This window comes from Litchfieldia alkalitelluris, from assembly GCF_002019645.1.
Classification (GTDB): Bacteria; Bacillota; Bacilli; order Bacillales; family Bacillaceae_L; genus Litchfieldia; species Litchfieldia alkalitelluris.
Window position 1 is genome coordinate 1594512 of the sequence record NZ_KV917374.1, and the last position, 18608, is coordinate 1613119.

Annotated in this window: 11 protein-coding genes; 9 read left to right on the forward strand and 2 right to left on the reverse strand. The window is 39.1% G+C overall.

All coding sequences use genetic code 11. The annotated features are described in order from the left end of the window. Nucleotides 1-237 precede the first annotated feature (237 nt). The 9 genes from BK579_RS07445 to BK579_RS07495 all read left to right on the forward strand — a co-directional run bounded on the left by BK579_RS07445 (nucleotide 238) and on the right by BK579_RS07495 (nucleotide 15965). Complete coding sequence (locus BK579_RS07445; protein ID WP_078544590.1) at nucleotides 238-897, forward strand: YesL family protein; 660 nt, start codon at nucleotides 238-240, stop codon at nucleotides 895-897. A gap of 464 nt (nucleotides 898-1361) precedes the next feature. Continuing rightward, on the forward strand, nucleotides 1362-2612 hold the full coding sequence (locus tag BK579_RS07450) for an ABC transporter substrate-binding protein (RefSeq protein WP_235848557.1): 1251 nt from the start codon (nucleotides 1362-1364) through the stop codon (nucleotides 2610-2612). Between the two features lie 22 nt (nucleotides 2613-2634). Further along, nucleotides 2635-3666 carry a glycoside hydrolase family 88/105 protein gene (locus tag BK579_RS07455; RefSeq protein ID WP_078544592.1) on the forward strand — a complete coding sequence of 344 codons (1032 nt, stop codon included), beginning with the start codon at nucleotides 2635-2637 and terminating at the stop codon, nucleotides 3664-3666. Between the two features lie 592 nt (nucleotides 3667-4258). Continuing rightward, nucleotides 4259-5368, forward strand: coding sequence for a rhamnogalacturonan acetylesterase (locus tag BK579_RS07460; protein ID WP_078544593.1), 1110 nt, complete (start codon nucleotides 4259-4261; stop codon nucleotides 5366-5368). A gap of 45 nt (nucleotides 5369-5413) precedes the next feature. Next, nucleotides 5414-7405, forward strand: a complete 1992-nt coding sequence (locus BK579_RS07465; RefSeq protein WP_078544594.1) for a beta-galactosidase — start codon at nucleotides 5414-5416, stop codon at nucleotides 7403-7405. 17 nt (nucleotides 7406-7422) lie between these two features. Continuing rightward, nucleotides 7423-8079: an SGNH/GDSL hydrolase family protein gene (locus BK579_RS07470; protein ID WP_078544595.1), complete on the forward strand. Its 657-nt coding sequence runs from the start codon at nucleotides 7423-7425 to the stop codon at nucleotides 8077-8079. A 1594-nt stretch (nucleotides 8080-9673) separates the two neighbouring features. Beyond that, the gene (locus tag BK579_RS07485) at nucleotides 9674-11713 is read left to right on the forward strand and encodes a glycosyl hydrolase 115 family protein (RefSeq protein WP_078544598.1); all 2040 of its coding nucleotides are present in this window, start codon (nucleotides 9674-9676) and stop codon (nucleotides 11711-11713) included. Nucleotides 11714-12006: 293 nt separating this feature from the next. Beyond that, complete coding sequence (locus BK579_RS07490; protein WP_078544599.1) at nucleotides 12007-13290, forward strand: Gfo/Idh/MocA family oxidoreductase; 1284 nt, start codon at nucleotides 12007-12009, stop codon at nucleotides 13288-13290. A gap of 188 nt (nucleotides 13291-13478) precedes the next feature. Beyond that, entirely contained in the window at nucleotides 13479-15965 is a 2487-nt protein-coding gene (locus BK579_RS07495; protein WP_139365062.1) for a glycosylhydrolase-like jelly roll fold domain-containing protein, read from the forward strand. A gap of 29 nt (nucleotides 15966-15994) precedes the next feature. On the opposite strand, the gene BK579_RS07500 is transcribed toward BK579_RS07495, so the two are convergent. Continuing rightward, nucleotides 15995-17346 (reverse strand): IS3 family transposase gene (locus BK579_RS07500; protein ID WP_139365063.1). Its coding sequence is split into 2 segments (ribosomal slippage): nucleotides 15995-16887 and nucleotides 16887-17346, totalling 1353 coding nucleotides; the frame shifts between segments, so codons are not numbered across the junction. Nucleotides 17347-17603: 257 nt separating this feature from the next. Beyond that, entirely contained in the window at nucleotides 17604-18488 is an 885-nt protein-coding gene (locus BK579_RS07505; protein WP_235848371.1) for an AraC family transcriptional regulator, read from the reverse strand. Between the last annotated feature and the right edge of the window lie 120 nt (nucleotides 18489-18608).

Here is an 18608-nt window from a genome sequence, read left to right on the forward strand (position 1 = left end):
CTTCGGAAGAAAAAGCCAGGGCTGTTTGGATTTGCAACAAGGGGTATACTGTTTTTCCAGAGACAAGGTTGTCATCTCGAAGTTAGTTATCACAGCGCAGTTATAAAACCTTTCAAAAGCAACAGATCTGACGAAAACAGCCTTGTTTAAAAAACAGTATGATTCTAAAACCGGCAGGATTAAGTTAAACCTGTTAAAAAGGAATCAATATAATCTATTAAAAAGGAATGAGTATGTATGGTTGAAACACATGGATTCTTAGGTGCTGTAAACAATGTTCTGGAATGGATATCAAGATTAGCACTCTTAAATTTACTTTGGATATTCTTTTCATTCCTGGGGCTCATTGTGTTTGGATTATTTCCAGCAACAGTCGCGATGTTTTCCGTTGTTAGAAGATGGGCAATGGGAGAGATGGAGATATCCATTACAAAAGTGTTTTGGAAGTCATACAAAAAGGAATTTGCCAAGAGTAACCTTCTTGGGGGAATCATATCGAGCGTTGGATTGGTCTTAGTGATTGATTTTCTCTTTTTGAAGCAAGCTTCACCTCAGATACAACATTTCTTATTTGTTCCTTTTCTAATTATATTGATTCTTTTTATTTGTACATTGTTTTATGTGTTTCCTATGTATGTTCATTATGAAATGAAATTGCTGGATGTACTTAAAAATTCCTTCATCGTGATGATAATGAGGCCACTTTCAACCATTATGATGTTCGTATGTGGTGTGGGATTAATGATCCTTTTATCGTTTGCTCCGCCGTTACTGATCATTTGTAGCGGAAATGTTTTTGCGTTGCTGATGACAAAGCCTGCAATGAATGCTTTTAATCATATAAACCGTAAATATGAGAAAGTAAAGGGGTTAAAAGAACAAAATGTAGCACTTTAAGTAGACCTACTAAATGTAAATGTTTACAATTAACTAGAATGGTTATCTCTGTTTTTTATAAACTTTTATCTAGAAATTAGATTAATCAAGATGATAAAACTTATTAAACTATAGATAAGATGTTGCTTATAAAACTATGATAGTGCAGGTGACTGTTATTTCTAGAATAAAAGTTTTAGGTTTCCCAGAGAGAAGAGGGTGAAGCTGCACCAGTTCAAATTGGTTTCCTATCACTTTTTAAAGGCTACAAGTTCACGAAAACAGTTATTTTTGTAAACATATACGACGGCTTTTTTATAATGTTTTTGCTAAGGGTATTAGAGTGCGAAATTGATCTTGAAATAAACATCGTGTGAATAGAATCAATCAACAATTCTACATTCAAAAGCAAGGATATTTATGAATTTGGCCTTTACCAAAGGATGGTCTCTGTGAAAAAGTATTTACCATTTTTCTTCACGTTCATGTTATTGTTTACTACTTCTTGTAGTGAAGGAAGCATATCCAAAAGTAAGCCAGTGGAAGAACCTATTACCATTAAAGTTTCATGGTGGGGAAGTCAGCCTCGTCATGAATATACAACTAAGATTATTGAAATGTTTGAGAGTGAGCATCCCAATATTAATATTGAGCCTGAATTTGCAAATTGGGCTGATTATTGGAAAAACTTAGCGCCAATGGCATCTGGAAATCGACTTCCAGATGTTATCCAGATGGATCTTGCGTTTTTAGCAGAATATGGCGAAAAAGGATTACTTGAAGACTTAACACCATTTGTTCAAAAAGGAATGATTAATGCGTCTTCAATTGATGAAAGTGTAGTTAATAGCGGGAAAATAAATGATCGCCTTTACGGATTTACGATTGGAATAAATGTATTATCAGTCATATCAAACAATCAATTACTTGATGAAGCTGGAGTTTCTATACATGAGGATCATTGGTCATGGGAGGAACTAGAACAAATAGCATTAGAAATAAAAAAGAAGACGGGTGTCTATGGCTCAAATGCAATGCATCCACCAGACGTATTTTTTCCATATTACTTAAGAACAAAAGGTGAGGATTTTTATAATGACGAGGGAACAGGCCTCGCTTATACAAATGATCAATTATTTATAGATTATTTTAACAGACAGCTTCGATTGATTGACGGAGGCGCGATTCCTACCCCTGATGAGTCAGAAGTTGTTAGAGGAATGGAAAATGATTTCATTGTTCAAGGTACATCTGCAATGACTTGGAACTATTCAAATCAATATGTAGGTTTTGATCAACTAACAGATTCACCGTTAACACTTCATTTACCACCAGAACATCTTGAAAATAAAGCATTAACTTTAAAACCAAGTATGCTTTTATCAATACCTACTGGCTCAAAGCACAAGGAAGAGGCTGCCAAATTCATTGATTTCTTTGTTAACAATGTGAAAGCAAATCAATTAATGAAAGGTGAACGCGGTGTTCCGGTCTCATCCAGCGTTTCAGAAGCAATCAAACCAGAACTTACAGCCGAAGAAGTGAAGATGATAGATTATGTGGAAAAAGCGAGAGAATTGACCGATGAAATGTATCCGCCTGATCCAGAGGGAAGTTCACAGGTGATGGAAGTTCTTAAAGTGATATCAGATGAAATTTTATTTAAGAAAATAACGCCTGAAGAGGGAGCAAAAAGATTCCGAACAGAGGCCGAAGAAATATTGAAAAATGGCTAAAATGCAAGGGAGGATGTTAATCATGGCAAAACTTCATTTTGATGAAACTGAGATTACTAAATTAATTGATCGTGTCGTGAAAAGAACCTTTGAAATGGACTTTAATTGGGATTGGCCAGGTGGTGTTGCTTTTTATGGAGTGGCATGTGCCTATGAAGCAACTGAAAAACAAGACTATATTGATTTATTAAAAGCCTGGGTTGATGAAAAGCTTGAGGATGGCTTGCCAAGGCTATCAATCAATGGCGTATCGATTGGTCATTGTCTAATTACACTTTATACCGTTACAGGGGATGAGAAGTATTTAGATGTGATTAAAGAGATGGCTGATTATTTACATAACGAAGCACATCGTTTTGCAGATGGAATTTTCCAGCATACTGTAAACTCAGTAAAGGATGTATTTCCTGAGCAAGCTTGGGTAGATACGATGATGATGGCAGGACTATTTCTTTTACGAGTGGGACGATTACTAGAACGTGAGGATTATTTTAAAGACGGTCTTAAGCAGTATCATGGGCATGAAGATTTCTTGCAGGACCCAGTAACAAATCTCTATTATCATGGTTGGGATAATATAGCTCAAAATCACATGTCATCGATTTATTGGGCTCGTGGCAATGGATGGGCTGCTTTGACTATGGCAAAGGCATTAGGGTTAATCGAGGTACAGGATCCATCGTATATGATTATTGATGGTTCTTTACGTGATCAATTAAGTGCGTTAGTGCGACTTCAAGGGGAAACAGGATTATGGCATACGATTGTGGATGATCCTACTTCATACTATGAAATCTCAGGATCGGTTGCGATTGCAGCGGCACTGATGACTCGAGGAAGTCTTTATAATAAGTATATTCAAAAGGCGATAGATGGGATCCTTAATGAAATTGAAGAGGATGGAAAGGTATCAAAGGTTTCAGCGGGTACGGCTGTCATGAATGATGCCGATGGATATAAGAATGTTCCGTTTAAGCGTATTCAAGGTTGGGGGCAAGGGTTAACACTAGTGTTTTTAGCTGAGTTATTGAAGAGTCGGAAACAGGTGTTTTAATTGATAGTTATTTTCTAGGGCAACACTGAAAATAACTGGGGGTGGAGAGTTCCATTCGCTGCAGTTCACTCGCTTTCCGCAGGGCGGTCCGGGAGCCTCCTCGTCGCCTGTGGCTCCTGTGGGGTCTCCCGAGACCGACCGCTATATATATCCTGTAGGAGTCGAGTGACCTTCCGCTCATTCCACACAAAGTGAGCAACATTTTTATTCTACATGGTGCTAATTTTGAATTAGCATGAATGTCTATCCTGAAAATACATTTGGTTAGCTGAGTTCCAGTCGCTGCGATTCACGCTCTTTCCACGGGCGGTGCTGTGAACCTCTTCGTCGGAGGATCCTGCGGGGTCTCACTTTGCCACGTGTATTCCGCAGGAGTCGCGTGGCTCTCCGCTCATTCCAAGTACTCAGTAAGCCAAATGCTATTATAGATCAAGACACTGTGTTAGCGAACATTTTAGAAAATGATTGAGTACATAGCAATTAAACATAAACCACGATACCGTGGTTTTTACTTTATGTACAGCTGTTTTGAATGTTGAATGCATTTTGAAGGAAAACTATTAAGATTAATTGTTTAGTAGGAGGTTACGAGATGTCAGAGAAGTATTTATTTGACTTTGGAACTGGAGAGGCATTTCCAGGTTATACGAAGGTAACAGAGAAAAGTGTTTATAGTGATAAAAGTGGATTTGGTTTTAGTCGTTCTGACCAAATGTATATGATAAATCGAGAAACATCGAAACCGTTATTTAGTGATTTTTGTATTCCTCTAAGAAATAGCTTTTTAGTGGATGTACCAAACGGTGTCTATACGATTACTTTCTTAATTGGTGATGCATTAGTCGAAACAGAAACAACGATTAAGTATAACGATAACAAAGTATTGATACGTGAATTGAAAACGTACCCAAAACAATTTGTAAGAGAAAGTTTTACAGTGAATGTTAATGATGGAAGAATCAAGCTGACTTTTTTCGGCTGCGCTCCTCGAATCAATGCGATGGAGATCTCACTGAAGAAGGATGCTGTTGCCATGTTTTTAGCAGGTGATTCAACTGTCGCCGATCAACCAATCGATGGTTATCCATATGCGGGCTGGGGGCAATGTCTGCCTCAGTATATTAAAGCAGATGCAGTTGTTTGTAATCATGCATATTCCGGAAGAAGTTCTAAAAGTTTCATAGATGAAGGTAGGCTTGACTCAATTTGGGATCAAATAAAAACAGGGGATTTTTTGTTCATACAGTTTGGACATAATGATTCAAAGCCTGATAAAGCACGTCATACCGACCCATTCACAACCTATAAAGAGTACTTGAAGATTTATATTGACGGTGCAAGACAACGAGGAGCGACACCTATACTCATTACATCGGTTCAACGCAGAATGTTTAATGATGATGGAAAGATTATTGAGACCCATGGTGATTATATTTTAGCAGTTAAGGAGCTTGCGATTGAAGAAGGTGTACTGTTACTAGATTTGGCAGAAAAAAGTAAGAACCTTTACGAAAAATTAGGTCGTGAAGGTTCGAAAGCCCTTTTGATGTGGGGAGTTCCTGGAGAGTTCTTGAATTTTCCTAATGGTGTTAGTGATAATACTCATTTTCAAGAATATGGTGCGAATTTTATTGCTGAATTAGTTGTAGAAGGTTTAAGGGAATTTAACTTACAATCTTTGAACTTATGTTTAAGGTCTTAGATAGTTTCTTTGTTTCAAAAAATCAATGATTGATAGGTGAAAAGGATGACAAAAAAATTATATCACGGTGCCGCTTACTATCCAGAGCTGTGGCCAGAGGAAACAATAGAGGAAGATATCAAATATATGCTTGAGGCGGGAATCAATGTTGTGAGAATTGGTGAATTTGCTTGGTCATCAATGGAAAAAGAAGAAGGAAAGATCGACTTGAGTTTTTTTGTTAACATCATCAACAGGTTGAGTGAACATGGAATTGAGACAGTGATGTGTACACCAACGCCAACGCCGCCAATCTGGTTAACTCATAATCATCCTGAACGAATGCATGTAGATCAAGAAGGACATGTGATGGTTCACGGCTCGAGGCAGCACATTTGTACCAACAATCCTGTTTTCAGGGAAAAAGCAGCGATCATTACGAGAGAAATCGCAAAAGCAATCGGAAATCTTCCTGATGTGATTGCTTGGCAGCTAGATAATGAATTTAAATGTCATGTCAGTGAGTGCTATTGTGAGACATGTAAATCACTGTGGCATCAATGGTTAGAAGAAAGATATGGCACAATTGATGTGTTAAATGAAGCATGGGGTGCCCATATTTGGAGCCAACACTACGGGCGGTTTGATCAAGTTCCGCAGCCTAAGGTTGCACCATTTCTTCATAATTCATCATTAAAAACGATGTATCAGTTATTTTCTTTTGAAAAGATTGCAGAGTTTGCTGATGAACAAGCGGCGATTATCCGTAAGTATTCAGATGCACCAATCACCCATAATAGTACAACATTTTTCCACGTGGATAATGAAAGACTTTATGAAAACTTGGATTTCGCATCATTTGACACGTATGCGGAAAAAAGCAACTTTGCTTCCTACTTATTTAATTGTGATTTATGGAGAAATTTTAAAGCGGGAAGAGACTTTTGGATTATGGAAACAAGTCCGTCACATGCTGCGTCACTGGCAAGTCACTCTGCTCCACATCCAAATGGATATCTGATGGCAGAAGCTGTGGCAGCTTATGCGTTAGGAGGAGAAGCATTTTGTTATTGGCTTTGGAGACAACAACGTACAGGTTGTGAACAACCACACGGATCGGTGTTAAGTGCTTGGGGTAAACCGACTGTTGGGTTTGAAAATGTGAAGGAAGTTGAGTCTGCACGAAAAGAGATTGAATCTATCATTCTAGCTTCTAGACCATTACAAGCAGAAGTAGGAATTACTTATTCAGATAGGTCGCGGGCTTATTTTAAAACAGAGCCACATCGAGATTTAGACTATCGAGCACTAATTTCTAATTTCTACGAAAAAGTGTTATCAAATGGCTACCATCGAGATCTCTTACCTGAGAAAGCTAGTTTACAAGGCTATAAATTATTGTTTACGCCTTTTCTACATTATGTTTCTAAACCTTATATGGAACGAGCAATGAAATTTGTAGAAGAGGGTGGAGTGTGGGTGGTTGGTCCTCTGACAGGGGGAAGAACAGAGAATCACACGATTCATACGAATGCTGCATTAGGAGAGTTGGAAGAACTGGCAGGAATTGAAACATTATTTACTTACCCGATGGATGGAACAGCGTCTATTGGTGAATTTCTAGACACTACTGCTCCATTAAGCCTGTGGAGTGCGGTTTTTGATGCTAAAGATGCAAAAACAGTTGGAATCATTAACGAAGGTATCTCTGCTGGGCATGCTTTTATCACAGAAAAAAGCCGAGGAAAAGGTAAAATTGTTATGCTTGGTTCGTTGCCTGAAGGAGAAGCGGGTGACATTTTATTGAGTAAACTGATAAACCATTATGCGGAAGATGCAAACGTTCAACTACATACTGATGTATCTAAAGGAACGATTGTGGCACCAAGGGATCTTAACGGTGATGTAGTTTGGGTGATTGTGAACATGGACGGTCATGGTGGTACAGTCACATTGCCGTGTATTGGGATTGATTCTTTAACAGGTGGCACAGTTGATAAGGGAATTTTAAAATTGAATCCGTTTGAATATAAAGTGATTAAACTTAAGAGTAACTGAGGAGAGTGAGAATAAAAATGGAACAAAACAAACATAGAATTCTTTTTCAAGGAGATTCGATTACAGATGGAGCACGCTCACGTAATGAAGATAAAAGTCATTTAGTAGGTGCTAGTTATGCGTTCAAGATTGCAGGAAAGCTTAGTTATGAACTTGCTGAGAAAACTCCTGTATTTATGAATAGAGGAATCAGTGGGAATCGCGTATCTGATTTGTATGCACGCTGGAATGAGGATGCAATTAGTTTAAATCCAACCCTGATCAGTTTTTTAATAGGTGTTAATGATGCTTGGCGTTATATGGCGAAGGAACCAAGTGGAGTGACCGATCGGTTTGAACGAGCTTATCGACATTTATTAGAGGAAACGAGAGAAGTGCTTCCGGATACAGGTTTAATCATATGTGAACCATTTATTTTAAAAACAGGTGTCACAGCCGAGAACTGGGATGCTATGAATGATCGATTACAAAAGTATCAGGAACGATCTTCTAATTTAGCAAAAGAATTTGATGCAGTTTTTGTTCCACTACAAGATGCGTTTAATGAAGCAAGCAAAATGACAGAAGCTCACTTTTGGCTGTGGGATGGAGTACACCCAACCCCAGCAGGGCACGAACTTATCGCAAGAGAATGGTTAAGTGTTGTTCAAAAAAGTAAATTAGCGATTATTTAATAGGTGAAAGACATTTAAAGAGCCTTATGTAACGGTATAAGAATGTCTAGTGGTATGGGAAATTTCTTAGATCTATTTGTGTTGCTGATGATCTTGAGAAAGCGAACCAGAGAACAGCTTTCGTTCCCTTTCATGGGCTATTGGTGTGGGAAAGGGAATCAGAGAACAGCTTTCGTTCCCTTTCATGGGCTATTGGTGTGGGAAAGGGAATCAGAGAACAGCTTTCGTTCCCTTTCATGGGCTTTGGGTATGAGAAAGGGAATCAGAGAACAGCTTTCGTTCCCTTTCATGGGCTATTGGTGTGGGAAAGGGAATCAGAGAACAGCTTTCGTTCCCTTTCATGGGCTATTTGTGTGGGAAAGGGAATCAGAGAACAGCTTTCGTTCCCTTTCATGGGCAATTGGTATGGGAAAGGGAATCAGCCAGCATCTTTCGTTCCCTTTCATGGGCTTTGGGTGTGGGAAAGGGAATCAGAGAACAGCTTTCGTTCCCTTTCATGGGCTATTGGTGTGGGAAAGGGAATCAGAGAACATCTTTCGTTCCCTTTCATGGGCTTTGTGTGTGGGAAAGGGAATCAGAGAACATCTTTCGTTCCCTTTCATGGGCTATTGGTGTGGGAAAGGGAATCAAACACGACCTTTCGTTCCCTTTCATGGGCTTTGTGTGTGGGAAAGGGAATCAGAGAACATCTTTCGTTCCCTTTCATGGGCAATTGGTATGGGAAAGGGAATCAGCCAGCATCTTTCGTTCCCTTTCATGGGCTTTGGGTGTGGGAAAGGGAATCAGAGAACATTTTTCGTTCCCTTTCATGGGCTATTGGTGTGGGAAAGGGAATCAGAGAACATCTTTCGTTCCCTTTCATGGGCTTTGTGTGTGGGAAAGGGAATCAGAGAACATCTTTCGTTCCCTTTCATGGGCGATTGGTGTGGGAAAGGGAATCAAACACGAGCTTTCGTTCCCTTTCATGGGCTTTGGGTATGGGAAAGGGAATCAGAGAACATCTTTCGTTCCCTTTCCGGGGCGATTGGTGTGGGAAAGGGAATGAAACACGACCTTTCGTTCCCTTTCATGGGCGTTGGGTATGGGAAAGGGAATCAGAGAACATCTTTCGTTCCCTTTCCGGGGCGATTGGTGTGGGAAAGGGAATGAAACACGACCTTTCGTTCCCTTTCATGGGCGTTGGGTATGGGAAAGGGAATCAGAGAACATCTTTCGTTCCCTTTCATGGGCTTTGGGGGTGGGAAAGGGAATCAGAGAACATCTTTCGTTCCCTTTCATGGGCTTTGTGTGTGGGAAAGGGAATCAGAGAACATCTTTCGTTCCCTTTCATGGGCTATTGGTGTGGGAAAGGGAATCAAACACGACCTTTCGTTCCCTTTCATGGGCTTTGGGTATGGGAAAGGGAATCAGAGAACATCTTTCGTTCCCTTTCATGAGCTTTGGGTGTGAGAAAGGGAATCAGAAAAACACCATAGGAGCCAAAGCGACGAGAAAATCATGAACCTCCCCGCGGCGCGAGTGAATCGCAGTGCACGGAACTCCACAACCAGGTTATTTACAGGTAGAACTAAAAAAAACTGAAAGGAAATCCTAAATGACCACCAACAAATACTTTATCTTGAACAATCAAACTTGCTTAGAGTATCAAGGTCCAAGTTTGAATGGGGTAAAACACTTCTTACAAGTATTAACGAGAGACAAAAATAAGGTATTCCAAGAATCGACTACCCCAAAAAACACAACCGTTTTATTCGTTCTTGATGAACATAATCATAAAGAGTTGAATGCGGAACAATACACAATTCACTTCTCAGAAGATCTGTCAGAAATGAAAGTGACTGCCGCAGATGAATTAGGAATCATCTATGGAATCCTACATGTTAGTGAACAACATCTTGGTGTTGATAAATTTTGGTTCTGGAATGACTGTGAACCTGTTAGCAAAGAAGTGGTGGAAATCGCTCCAGTACCATTTTTATCAGAAATTCCAAAAGTTCGATATCGAGGCTGGTTCGTAAATGATGAAGTTCTCATTTCAGTTTGGAAGTATGAAGATTCTAATGAAATGGTTTGGGAAATGGTGTTTGAAGCATTATTGCGGTGTCGTGGAAATATGGTCATCCCCGGAACAGATATTGAAAATCCAGTATACAAAAATATCGCTATAAACATGGGGTTATGGGTCACACATCACCATGCAGAGCCCCTTGGAGCGCAAATGTTTGCTAGAGTATACCCTGACAAGAAGGCTTCTTATGTTGAAAATAAAGACTTGTTTCAACAATTATGGAAGGATGCAATTATCGAACAGAAGGATGCTAAAATTATTTGGAATATCGGTTTTAGAGGTCAAGGGGATCGGCCGTTTTGGGTAGATGATCCTACATTTGATACGGATGAGAAAAGAGGAGCATTGATTTCTGAGATCATGAGAGATCAATATGAATTAATCTCAGAGTATCAAGACGATCCAATCTGTTGCGTCAACCTTTACGGTGAAGTGACTGAATTGTACAAGAAGGGATTACTAGAATTGCCTGATGGGGTCATTAAAATCTGGGCTGATAGCGGGTATGGAAAAATGGTAACGAGACGACAAGGGGATCATAATCCTAGAGTGTCGTCACTTCCTTCTAAAAACGAAATCGGTCCACATGGCATTTACTATCATGTCACATTTTATGATCTTCAAGCATCAAATCATTTGACGATGTTGCCTAACACAACCACTTTTGTAAATAATGAACTTGTTCAGGCTTTTGAGCATGAAATGAATGATTTCTTAATTGTAAATTGTGGGAATATTAGACCACATCTTTATTTTCTTGATGCGGTTTCTCAGATATGGCATCAGGGGGAAATAAATTCAGTGGAGTTCCTAAGTGAATATGTTTCTAGGTACTATCCTTCATTTCCAGAAGGGATGAATAGGCATATCAATCATTATTTTGATGCGGTGATTCAGTATGGCGATTTAGAGGATGAACGAGCAGGGGAACAATTTTATCATTTTACAATCAGAAAGCTGGCAAATCAATGGCTGGCATCTTTAGGGAAAGAGAGTGCTAGAAACCTATTTTGGGCAACTGGGGAATTAGACTTGGAGAATCAATTTACTTGGTTCAAAACAAAGGTAGAAGAGAAACTACGGCAGTGGGGAAAATTGTTAAAGAATGTGAAAGCCCTGGTTGGGGAAGCCGACCATATTGAACAAAAACGAGTTCATGATCAGTTTCTGATTCAGGTACAAATTCATAAAAATGGCTGTAAGGCTTTATCTTGTTTTAGCAAGGCGTTCGAACAGTTTCAAAAAGATGAATACCTTGCCGCTTACTTACTTGTTCATGATGCGATGCAAGAGGTAAAAGAAACAATGGAAATGATGGAGAAGACGACCTCTGAGAAGTGGGTTGGTTTTTATGATAATGATTGTCTAACGAATGTGTCATTAACCTTTTATGCACTAGAAACGGTAAGCAGATTTCTAAGATTGCTAGGAGATGGACCATCTTTTTATCAATGGGAAAAAAAGTATCTTACGAGTGCTGCGGAGAGTTCAGTCGTATTATTAACAAATAAAACAAAGCAGCTTATGGATATGGAATTGGTTGAGAGATTAAAAGATATCCAGTAATATTTACGGTGCTTACCCTATACTGGGAAGATTCTGTTGTAATGTTTACTAGTTAAGACATGTTGAAGGTGATTCATTAATATATTAGGCTATTGGGGAGCGATGATTGGTATCATGGTTCCTCATTTATTTTAAGTTCTCTGTTATTTAGAAAAAGAGAACTGTTTTTTATATATAACCGAAATGCATCTTTACCTATAATTAAGATAAGGAAAAGTCTAGCTTATAAAAGGTAAAAATAAAGCGCCTTCATTTATTTATGCTAGACAAATACTAGATAAGGAGTTTTTCATATGACCAAAAGATATGTGTTAATTGGAACAGGTGGAAGAGCCGAGTACTTTTATGGATCAGTTGTACGTGATTTTAGGGAAACGAGTCAACTTGTTGCTTTCTGTGATATAAATCAAACAAGAATGAATTATGCCAACCGTTTATTAGAGGAAAAATACAATCACCCTCAGGTAGCAACCTATCTTGCTCATGAGTTTGAAACAATGATTGAGATTGAAAAGCCAGATACAGTCATTGTTACAACTGTGGATCGAACACATCATACATATATCATAAAAGCATTAGAGCTTGGATGTGATGTAGTAACGGAAAAACCAATGACCATCGATGCTGAGAAATGTCAGGAAATTATTGATGCGGTGAAAAGAACAGGAAGAGATGTCCGTGTTTCCTTCAATTATCGTTATGCGCCACATAATACGAAAATAAGAGAGTTAATTAAAAATGGTGTTATCGGAGATGTGTTCTCGGTTAATTTTGAATGGGCGCTGAACACGCAGCATGGAGCCGATTATTTCCGAAGATGGCATCGTGATAAGCGAAATAGTGGTGGATTGTTAGTTCATAAATCAACACATCATTTTGATTTAGTGAACTTTTGGTTAGGTACGTCTCCAGAGACCGTCTATGCTCAAGGTGGCTTACGCTTTTACGGAAGAGAAAATGCAGAGGCAAGAGGCGTCACGAAGTTTTATCAGCGGGCACATGGAAGTGAAATTGCCAAGCATGATCCATTTGCAATTCAATTAGCTGACAACGATCATTTGAAAGCGATGTATTTGGATGCTGAAGAGGAAGACGGCTATCAACGTGATCAAAGTGTATTCGGTGATGGAATTAATATTGAAGATACATTAGGAGTCATGGTGAAATATAAAAATAAAGCCATTTTAAATTATTCATTAAATGCGTATTTACCATGGGAAGGTTATACCGTGGCGTTTAATGGTAGCAAAGGCAGAATTGAAGTTCGTGTTGTTGAGCAATCTTATATCAATTCAGGCGGAAAGAAAGAAGATGAAGGGCGATTAGAGCAAAAGTCAATTGTCGTTATGCCGATGTTTGATACGCCATATGAGGTAGAGGTGGAAGAAGGAGTAGGTGGCCATGGTGGTGGTGACCCAATTCTGTTACAAGACCTTTTTGGCACACCTATAGAGGATGAATTCAACCGTGCGGCTTCCCATGTTGATGGAGCTATGTCGATTCTTACAGGGATTGCAGGGAACATCTCATTAAATACAGGCCAGCCCGTAAACGTCGATCAATTAGTGAAGTTTTAGTTTTAAAGGAAGCGGGGGCGGTTCTCCGGAGCGGGGGGACGGTTCTCATGCTTCCTTCATAATGATTGAGGAGGAAGCGCAAGAACCGTCCCAATGCTTCCCCGAAGCGCAAGAACCGTCCCAATGCTTCCCCGAAGCGCAAGAACCGTCCCCGTGCTTCAATGCTCATAAAAAGAGGTGAAGTGTCGATGAGTGGTTTGTTACAGCAGAAGTTTTTGGATCCAGATGAGGAATTTACACCTATGCCCTTTTGGTTTTGGAATGATGATTTAACACATGATGAAATTAAAAGACAGATCCATGATTTCAATGAGAAAGGGGTCAAAGGGTTTGTCTTACATCCAAGAATTGGGATTCCGAAAGAGATTGAATATTTGTCAGATTCATTTATGAATTATGTTCAAACAGCTGTTAGTGAGGCTGAATTACATGGAATGTCCGTGATTTTATATGATGAGGCGATGTATCCATCAGGTGCTGCAAAAGGTTTTGTGGTGAAAGAAAACCCAGCATATGCGAGCCGTGGCTTGAAAATGCTAGAATATAAGACTTGCGAAGAGTTATCTATTCCTATTCACCTTGAAGATGGCGAAACACTCGTTTCGGTTCAAGCGGGGAAAAAGATAAACGATAGAAAAATTAATTTGACGAGTTGTCATATCATTCATCCTCATGGGAATAGGATTAATTTTATCCCGCCTGATAACGATGAGTGGACTGTGTTCGTTTTTATCGAAACGTTTACACAAGGGACAATTCGCGGCATTCATTTTGGTGAAGATGATGGAGAAGAAAATGCACCGCGTTCAGCTGATTTATTAAATCCAGCAGCGGTGAAAACCTTTATTCAACTAACTCATGATGCCTATTATCATAAATTAAAGAGATATTTCGGTAAAACGGTGATTGCCTTTTTTACAGACGAACCTGAAATCATGGGGCGCGGAGCAACACCTGGACTAAAGCCATGGACATCAGACTTTTTAATTCAGTTCGTGCAAAACGGCAATCAAGAAACAGACTTACCTGCCTTATGGTTGGATGCTTCTGAACGAACGATAGAAATACATAAAAACTATCAACAAGCTGTTCATAATGTATTGATTGAAGTGTATTATAAACAAATTTCACAGTGGTGTGAGGAACATGGAATTGCACTAACAGGTCATCCAGCAGCGAGTGATGATATCGGTTTGCTTAGATTTTTTCATATTCCTGGACAGGATGTGGTCTGGCGTTGGGTTGGACCTGAGAATGGAACTGCCATAGAAGGACATCACTCTACAGCGGCGAAATGTTCATCAGATGCAGCTAGACATCGAGGAAGAAGAAGAAACCTAAACGAAGTGTTAGGGGTGTGCGGAAAAGAAACACCTTGGGCATTAAGTCCAGGTGATATGAAGTGGTATCTCGACTGGCTGTTGGTCAGAGGGGTGAACCTCTTAGTACCACATGCGTTTTATTATTCTGTTGATGGCAAGAGACGTAGCCATGAAAGACCACCTGATGTTGGTCCAAATAATCTTTGGTGGCCTTATTATAAGCAATTTGCCCAATACATAAAGCGGTTAAGTTGGTTGATGACTGATAGCATCAATTTGACAGCGGTTGCAATTTTGTGCGAGGCTAATCGGTTGCCATGGAAAATTACGAAGCCTTTATTTGAAAATCAGATTGAATTTAATTACTTAGAAGAGGAGTTACTACTGTCTTCATGTAGAGTAGAAAACGGAAGAATTAATATTGCTAAGCAAACATACAACGTGATTGTAATAGAGGACCCTTTTCAATTATCAGTTGAGGTAAAGGCTAGGTTAATAGATTTTATTAATGGCGGTGGCCGAGTCATTGTCTATAGTGAAGATGGGGCTGTGGAGATCATTCTAGGTGCTACGGTAATTACAAGACCAGAAGAGGTGGTTGCGGAGATTCCTTCTTGCGACCGAAGTGAAGTGGTTTTAACTCTTGCAAGCAAATATATTAGAGTTAGTAAAGTAGTGAAGGACGATTGTATCTTTTATGTGCTTGTGAATGAAGGTGAAGACACTTACCAAGGTGCAATTTTAACCAGTGAGGTTGGAAATGTAGAGAAATGGGATCCGTGGGATGCAACGATTACACAGGTTGATGTTCAAATGAAAGGTGACCAATTACTAGTTCCAGTTACATTGGAAAGAAGATCATCTGTTGTCTTTTGTGTGGACCCGAGCGAATCTATAAAGTTAGGGAATGATGATCCAACGAAAGTAGTCGGTCACCAAATAAAGCATATAGAGATGAACGAACGCTGGATAGCTCGTTGTGATGACAAAGTGATGGAGAGCCTTGAATTAGAGTCTTGGGTAACGTGGGATGGAATGGAACATTATTCAGGAACGGTTATCTATGAAAATACGTTTAACATGGAAGAATTGCGCGACGTAGCTAAAGTCTTCTTAGAGCTAGGCGAAGTCTATGAAATGGCTCATGTGTTTATAAATAACAACGAGGTTGGAATCAAAATGTGGGCACCCTATCGTTTTGAAGTAGACAGGTCATTGATCCGAAATGGATTAAATACTCTTAGGATAGAGGTTACAAATAGCAAGGCTAATCAAATGGATGATGCCAGATTACCTTCAGGGTTACTTGGTCCTGTTTTATTGGAAGCGCGGGAAGCGTGGGGACGGTTCTGAACTGAACCCAAAATGTTAGACACAAGCTATTAAGCAGCTTGCTGGGTATGAGTTCGATATTGAATCGGACTCATACCTTTTAATTTTTGCTTAATCCGTTTGTGATTATAATAGTAAATATATTTCTCTAATTCTAGTTTGAAATGATCCATACTCTCAAATTCTCTTAAATAAAGTAATTCGCGCTTTAATAATCCAAAAAAGTTCTCCATTACTGCATTATCTAAACAATTGCCCTTGCGAGACATACTTTGGGTAATTCCATTCTTCTGTAAGGTGTGTCGAAACTTCTTCATCTGATAATGCCAGCCTTGATCAGAGTGAAGGATAGGGCAATCATGGACGTCTAATTGTTGTATGGCCGTATCTAACATTTTAGATACAAGTGTGTATACTGGACGTTTCTCTAGGTTATAAGCAATAATTTCACCGTTGTAAAGGTCCAGAATAGGTGAAAGATAAAGTTTCTCGCCAAACAAATGGAAATCTGTCACATCTGTAACCCACTTCTCATTTGGCTTCGTAGCTTGGAAATCTCGCTCTAGTATATTCGGTGCGACTTCACCCACTTTTCCACGATATGAACGGTATTTTTTCATGCGAACTAAGCATTTTAAACCCATCTCATTCATTAAGCGAAGGACTGTTTTGTGATTAATTACATGACCCCGATTACGTAATTCCAGTGTGATACGTCGATAGCCATATCGACCTTGATGTTCGTCAAAGATCTGTTGGATAACCTCTTTCATTTCACTATATTTATCTGGTTTATCCATTTGTTTTACCCAATAATAATACGTGCTACGTGGCATTTCAGCGAACTTTATCAAGTCAATCACCTTAAATACACGCCTTAATTCATAAATCACCTGTGCCTTTTCTTTTTCTGTGAGTTCTTTTCCTGAATTAAGGCTTGTAGCTTTTTTAAATATGCATTCTCCATACGAAGTTGTTCAATTTCAGCACGTAGTGCTTCTTCAGTTCCTTCTACTGGTTGATTATTCTTAGGTTGCTTTTTCATGGGTGAAGGACGCTCCTTTTTCTTCTTTTTAAGAGCGTCAATTCCCTGTGTTTCAAGTAGATTCTTCCACTTATACACTATGGCAGATGAAGAAACATTAAATACTGCAGTAGCTTCTTCGATGGACGCTCCCATCTCGTTCAGATAATTAAGTACGTCCATTTTAAACTCAAATGAGTATTTTGTATAGGTTTCCTCTAAGCCAGATATACCATGATTTTGAAATTTCGCTACCCATCTGTGTAACATCGTTTTATTAACATTGTACTTTTGGGCTGTCTGCCTGATAGACTCTCCGCCTTCAAGATATTCATTTACTGCAGCTATCTTTATTTCTAAAGGGTATTTCTTCTTCATGTAAAAGTGCACCTCCAATTGTTAGTTGTTGTGTCTAACAATTGGGGTGCACATCATTCTGATGCTCCCTTTTATAAGGTTTTAGGAAGCGTGTGATTTAGTTTTCACGCTTCTTTCTTTTGTACGATGAAAAAGGAGGATAGAAGATTTAGCAGGCAATGCTTATTGCACACTATTTTTAGAAGCATAGCTTAATGCGAAGCGCGAGAACCGTCCCCGTGCTCCCGCCGAAGCGCGAGAACCGCCTCCCTCCTTCCTCATCCTTTTTGATTTTTTCTGTATTCGGTCGGGGAGCACCCGTTAATTTTTTTGAAGATTCTTGAGAAGTAATAGGGGTCAGCCATTCCTAATGAGTTCGAAATTTCCTTTACTGAATGGTCGGTGAGATCAAGCAGTTGGCCAGCACGCTGAATTTTCATCCGTAAGAAATAGTCAATTGGAGGAAATCCTGTTTCCTCTTTAAAAAGGTGGGTCAGATGCTGAATGGATAATCCCACAATCTTTGCTAACTCAGACAGTTTGATAGAGCGATTAATACTGTCGTTCATGTAATGGATCGCCTTTTCTAGATAGAGCTTTTTTCTTTCTTCTTGTCCGGAACGAATACTTGATAATCCGAGTGAGCTTAATAAGAACTTCATCGCTTGAGAGGTTTTAATATGATGAAGTTGAGAATAAGGCTTTTCAGAAAGGGAAACAAAGCATTGCTCGAAAAGCTCTGAGAATTGTACATAAGTGCTTAAAGGTATCTGTAAAAGTCCTTCATTTAATCCAAAGCTCTTGATAAAAGTAATCACCTCTGCACCTTTGAGATGAACCCAATAAATACTCCATGGATTTTCCTCATCCGCGCCGTAACAGTGTGGAGTGTCGGCAGGAATGACAATCAGTGTATGACTTTTTAGAAAGTACGTCTTTTCATGATCAAGTTTCACCCAGCCCTCACCATCAGCACAATAAATGAGAATATGTGTATCACAGCCTTCTATCCGTTCGCGATAATGGTACTTAGCTTTTGGAAAATAGCCAATATCAGTAATGAAAAAGGGACTGATTAAAGGATGTTTACTAATTTCTACTATTACATATTCCGGAACTATAAATAGTTTTTCAGATTCAAATCCATCTTGTTTCTGTATCAACATCTTCCCCACCCTTACTTATAAAATCCTATCACTAGAAAAAGAAAATGATGTATGTTACTAGCTTGAGTATTAGTAGAACTAATAATAATTGTAAATTGGAATCCGAATATAGTCCAT

Excerpts from the sequence above, each read along its gene's own strand:
- BK579_RS07465 (WP_078544594.1), top strand. The coding sequence starts at position 5,414 with ATGACAAAAAAATTATATCACGGTGCCGCTTACTATCCAGAGCTGTGG.
- BK579_RS07460 (WP_078544593.1), top strand. The coding sequence starts at position 4,259 with ATGTCAGAGAAGTATTTATTTGACTTTGGAACTGGAGAGGCATTTCCA.
- BK579_RS07450 (WP_235848557.1), top strand. The coding sequence starts at position 1,362 with ATGTTATTGTTTACTACTTCTTGTAGTGAAGGAAGCATATCCAAAAGT.
- BK579_RS07490 (WP_078544599.1), top strand. The coding sequence starts at position 12,007 with ATGACCAAAAGATATGTGTTAATTGGAACAGGTGGAAGAGCCGAGTAC.
- BK579_RS07495 (WP_139365062.1), top strand. The coding sequence starts at position 13,479 with ATGAGTGGTTTGTTACAGCAGAAGTTTTTGGATCCAGATGAGGAATTT.
- BK579_RS07445 (WP_078544590.1), top strand. The coding sequence starts at position 238 with ATGGTTGAAACACATGGATTCTTAGGTGCTGTAAACAATGTTCTGGAA.
- BK579_RS07485 (WP_078544598.1), top strand. The coding sequence starts at position 9,674 with ATGACCACCAACAAATACTTTATCTTGAACAATCAAACTTGCTTAGAG.
- BK579_RS07455 (WP_078544592.1), top strand. The coding sequence starts at position 2,635 with ATGGCAAAACTTCATTTTGATGAAACTGAGATTACTAAATTAATTGAT.
- BK579_RS07470 (WP_078544595.1), top strand. The coding sequence starts at position 7,423 with ATGGAACAAAACAAACATAGAATTCTTTTTCAAGGAGATTCGATTACA.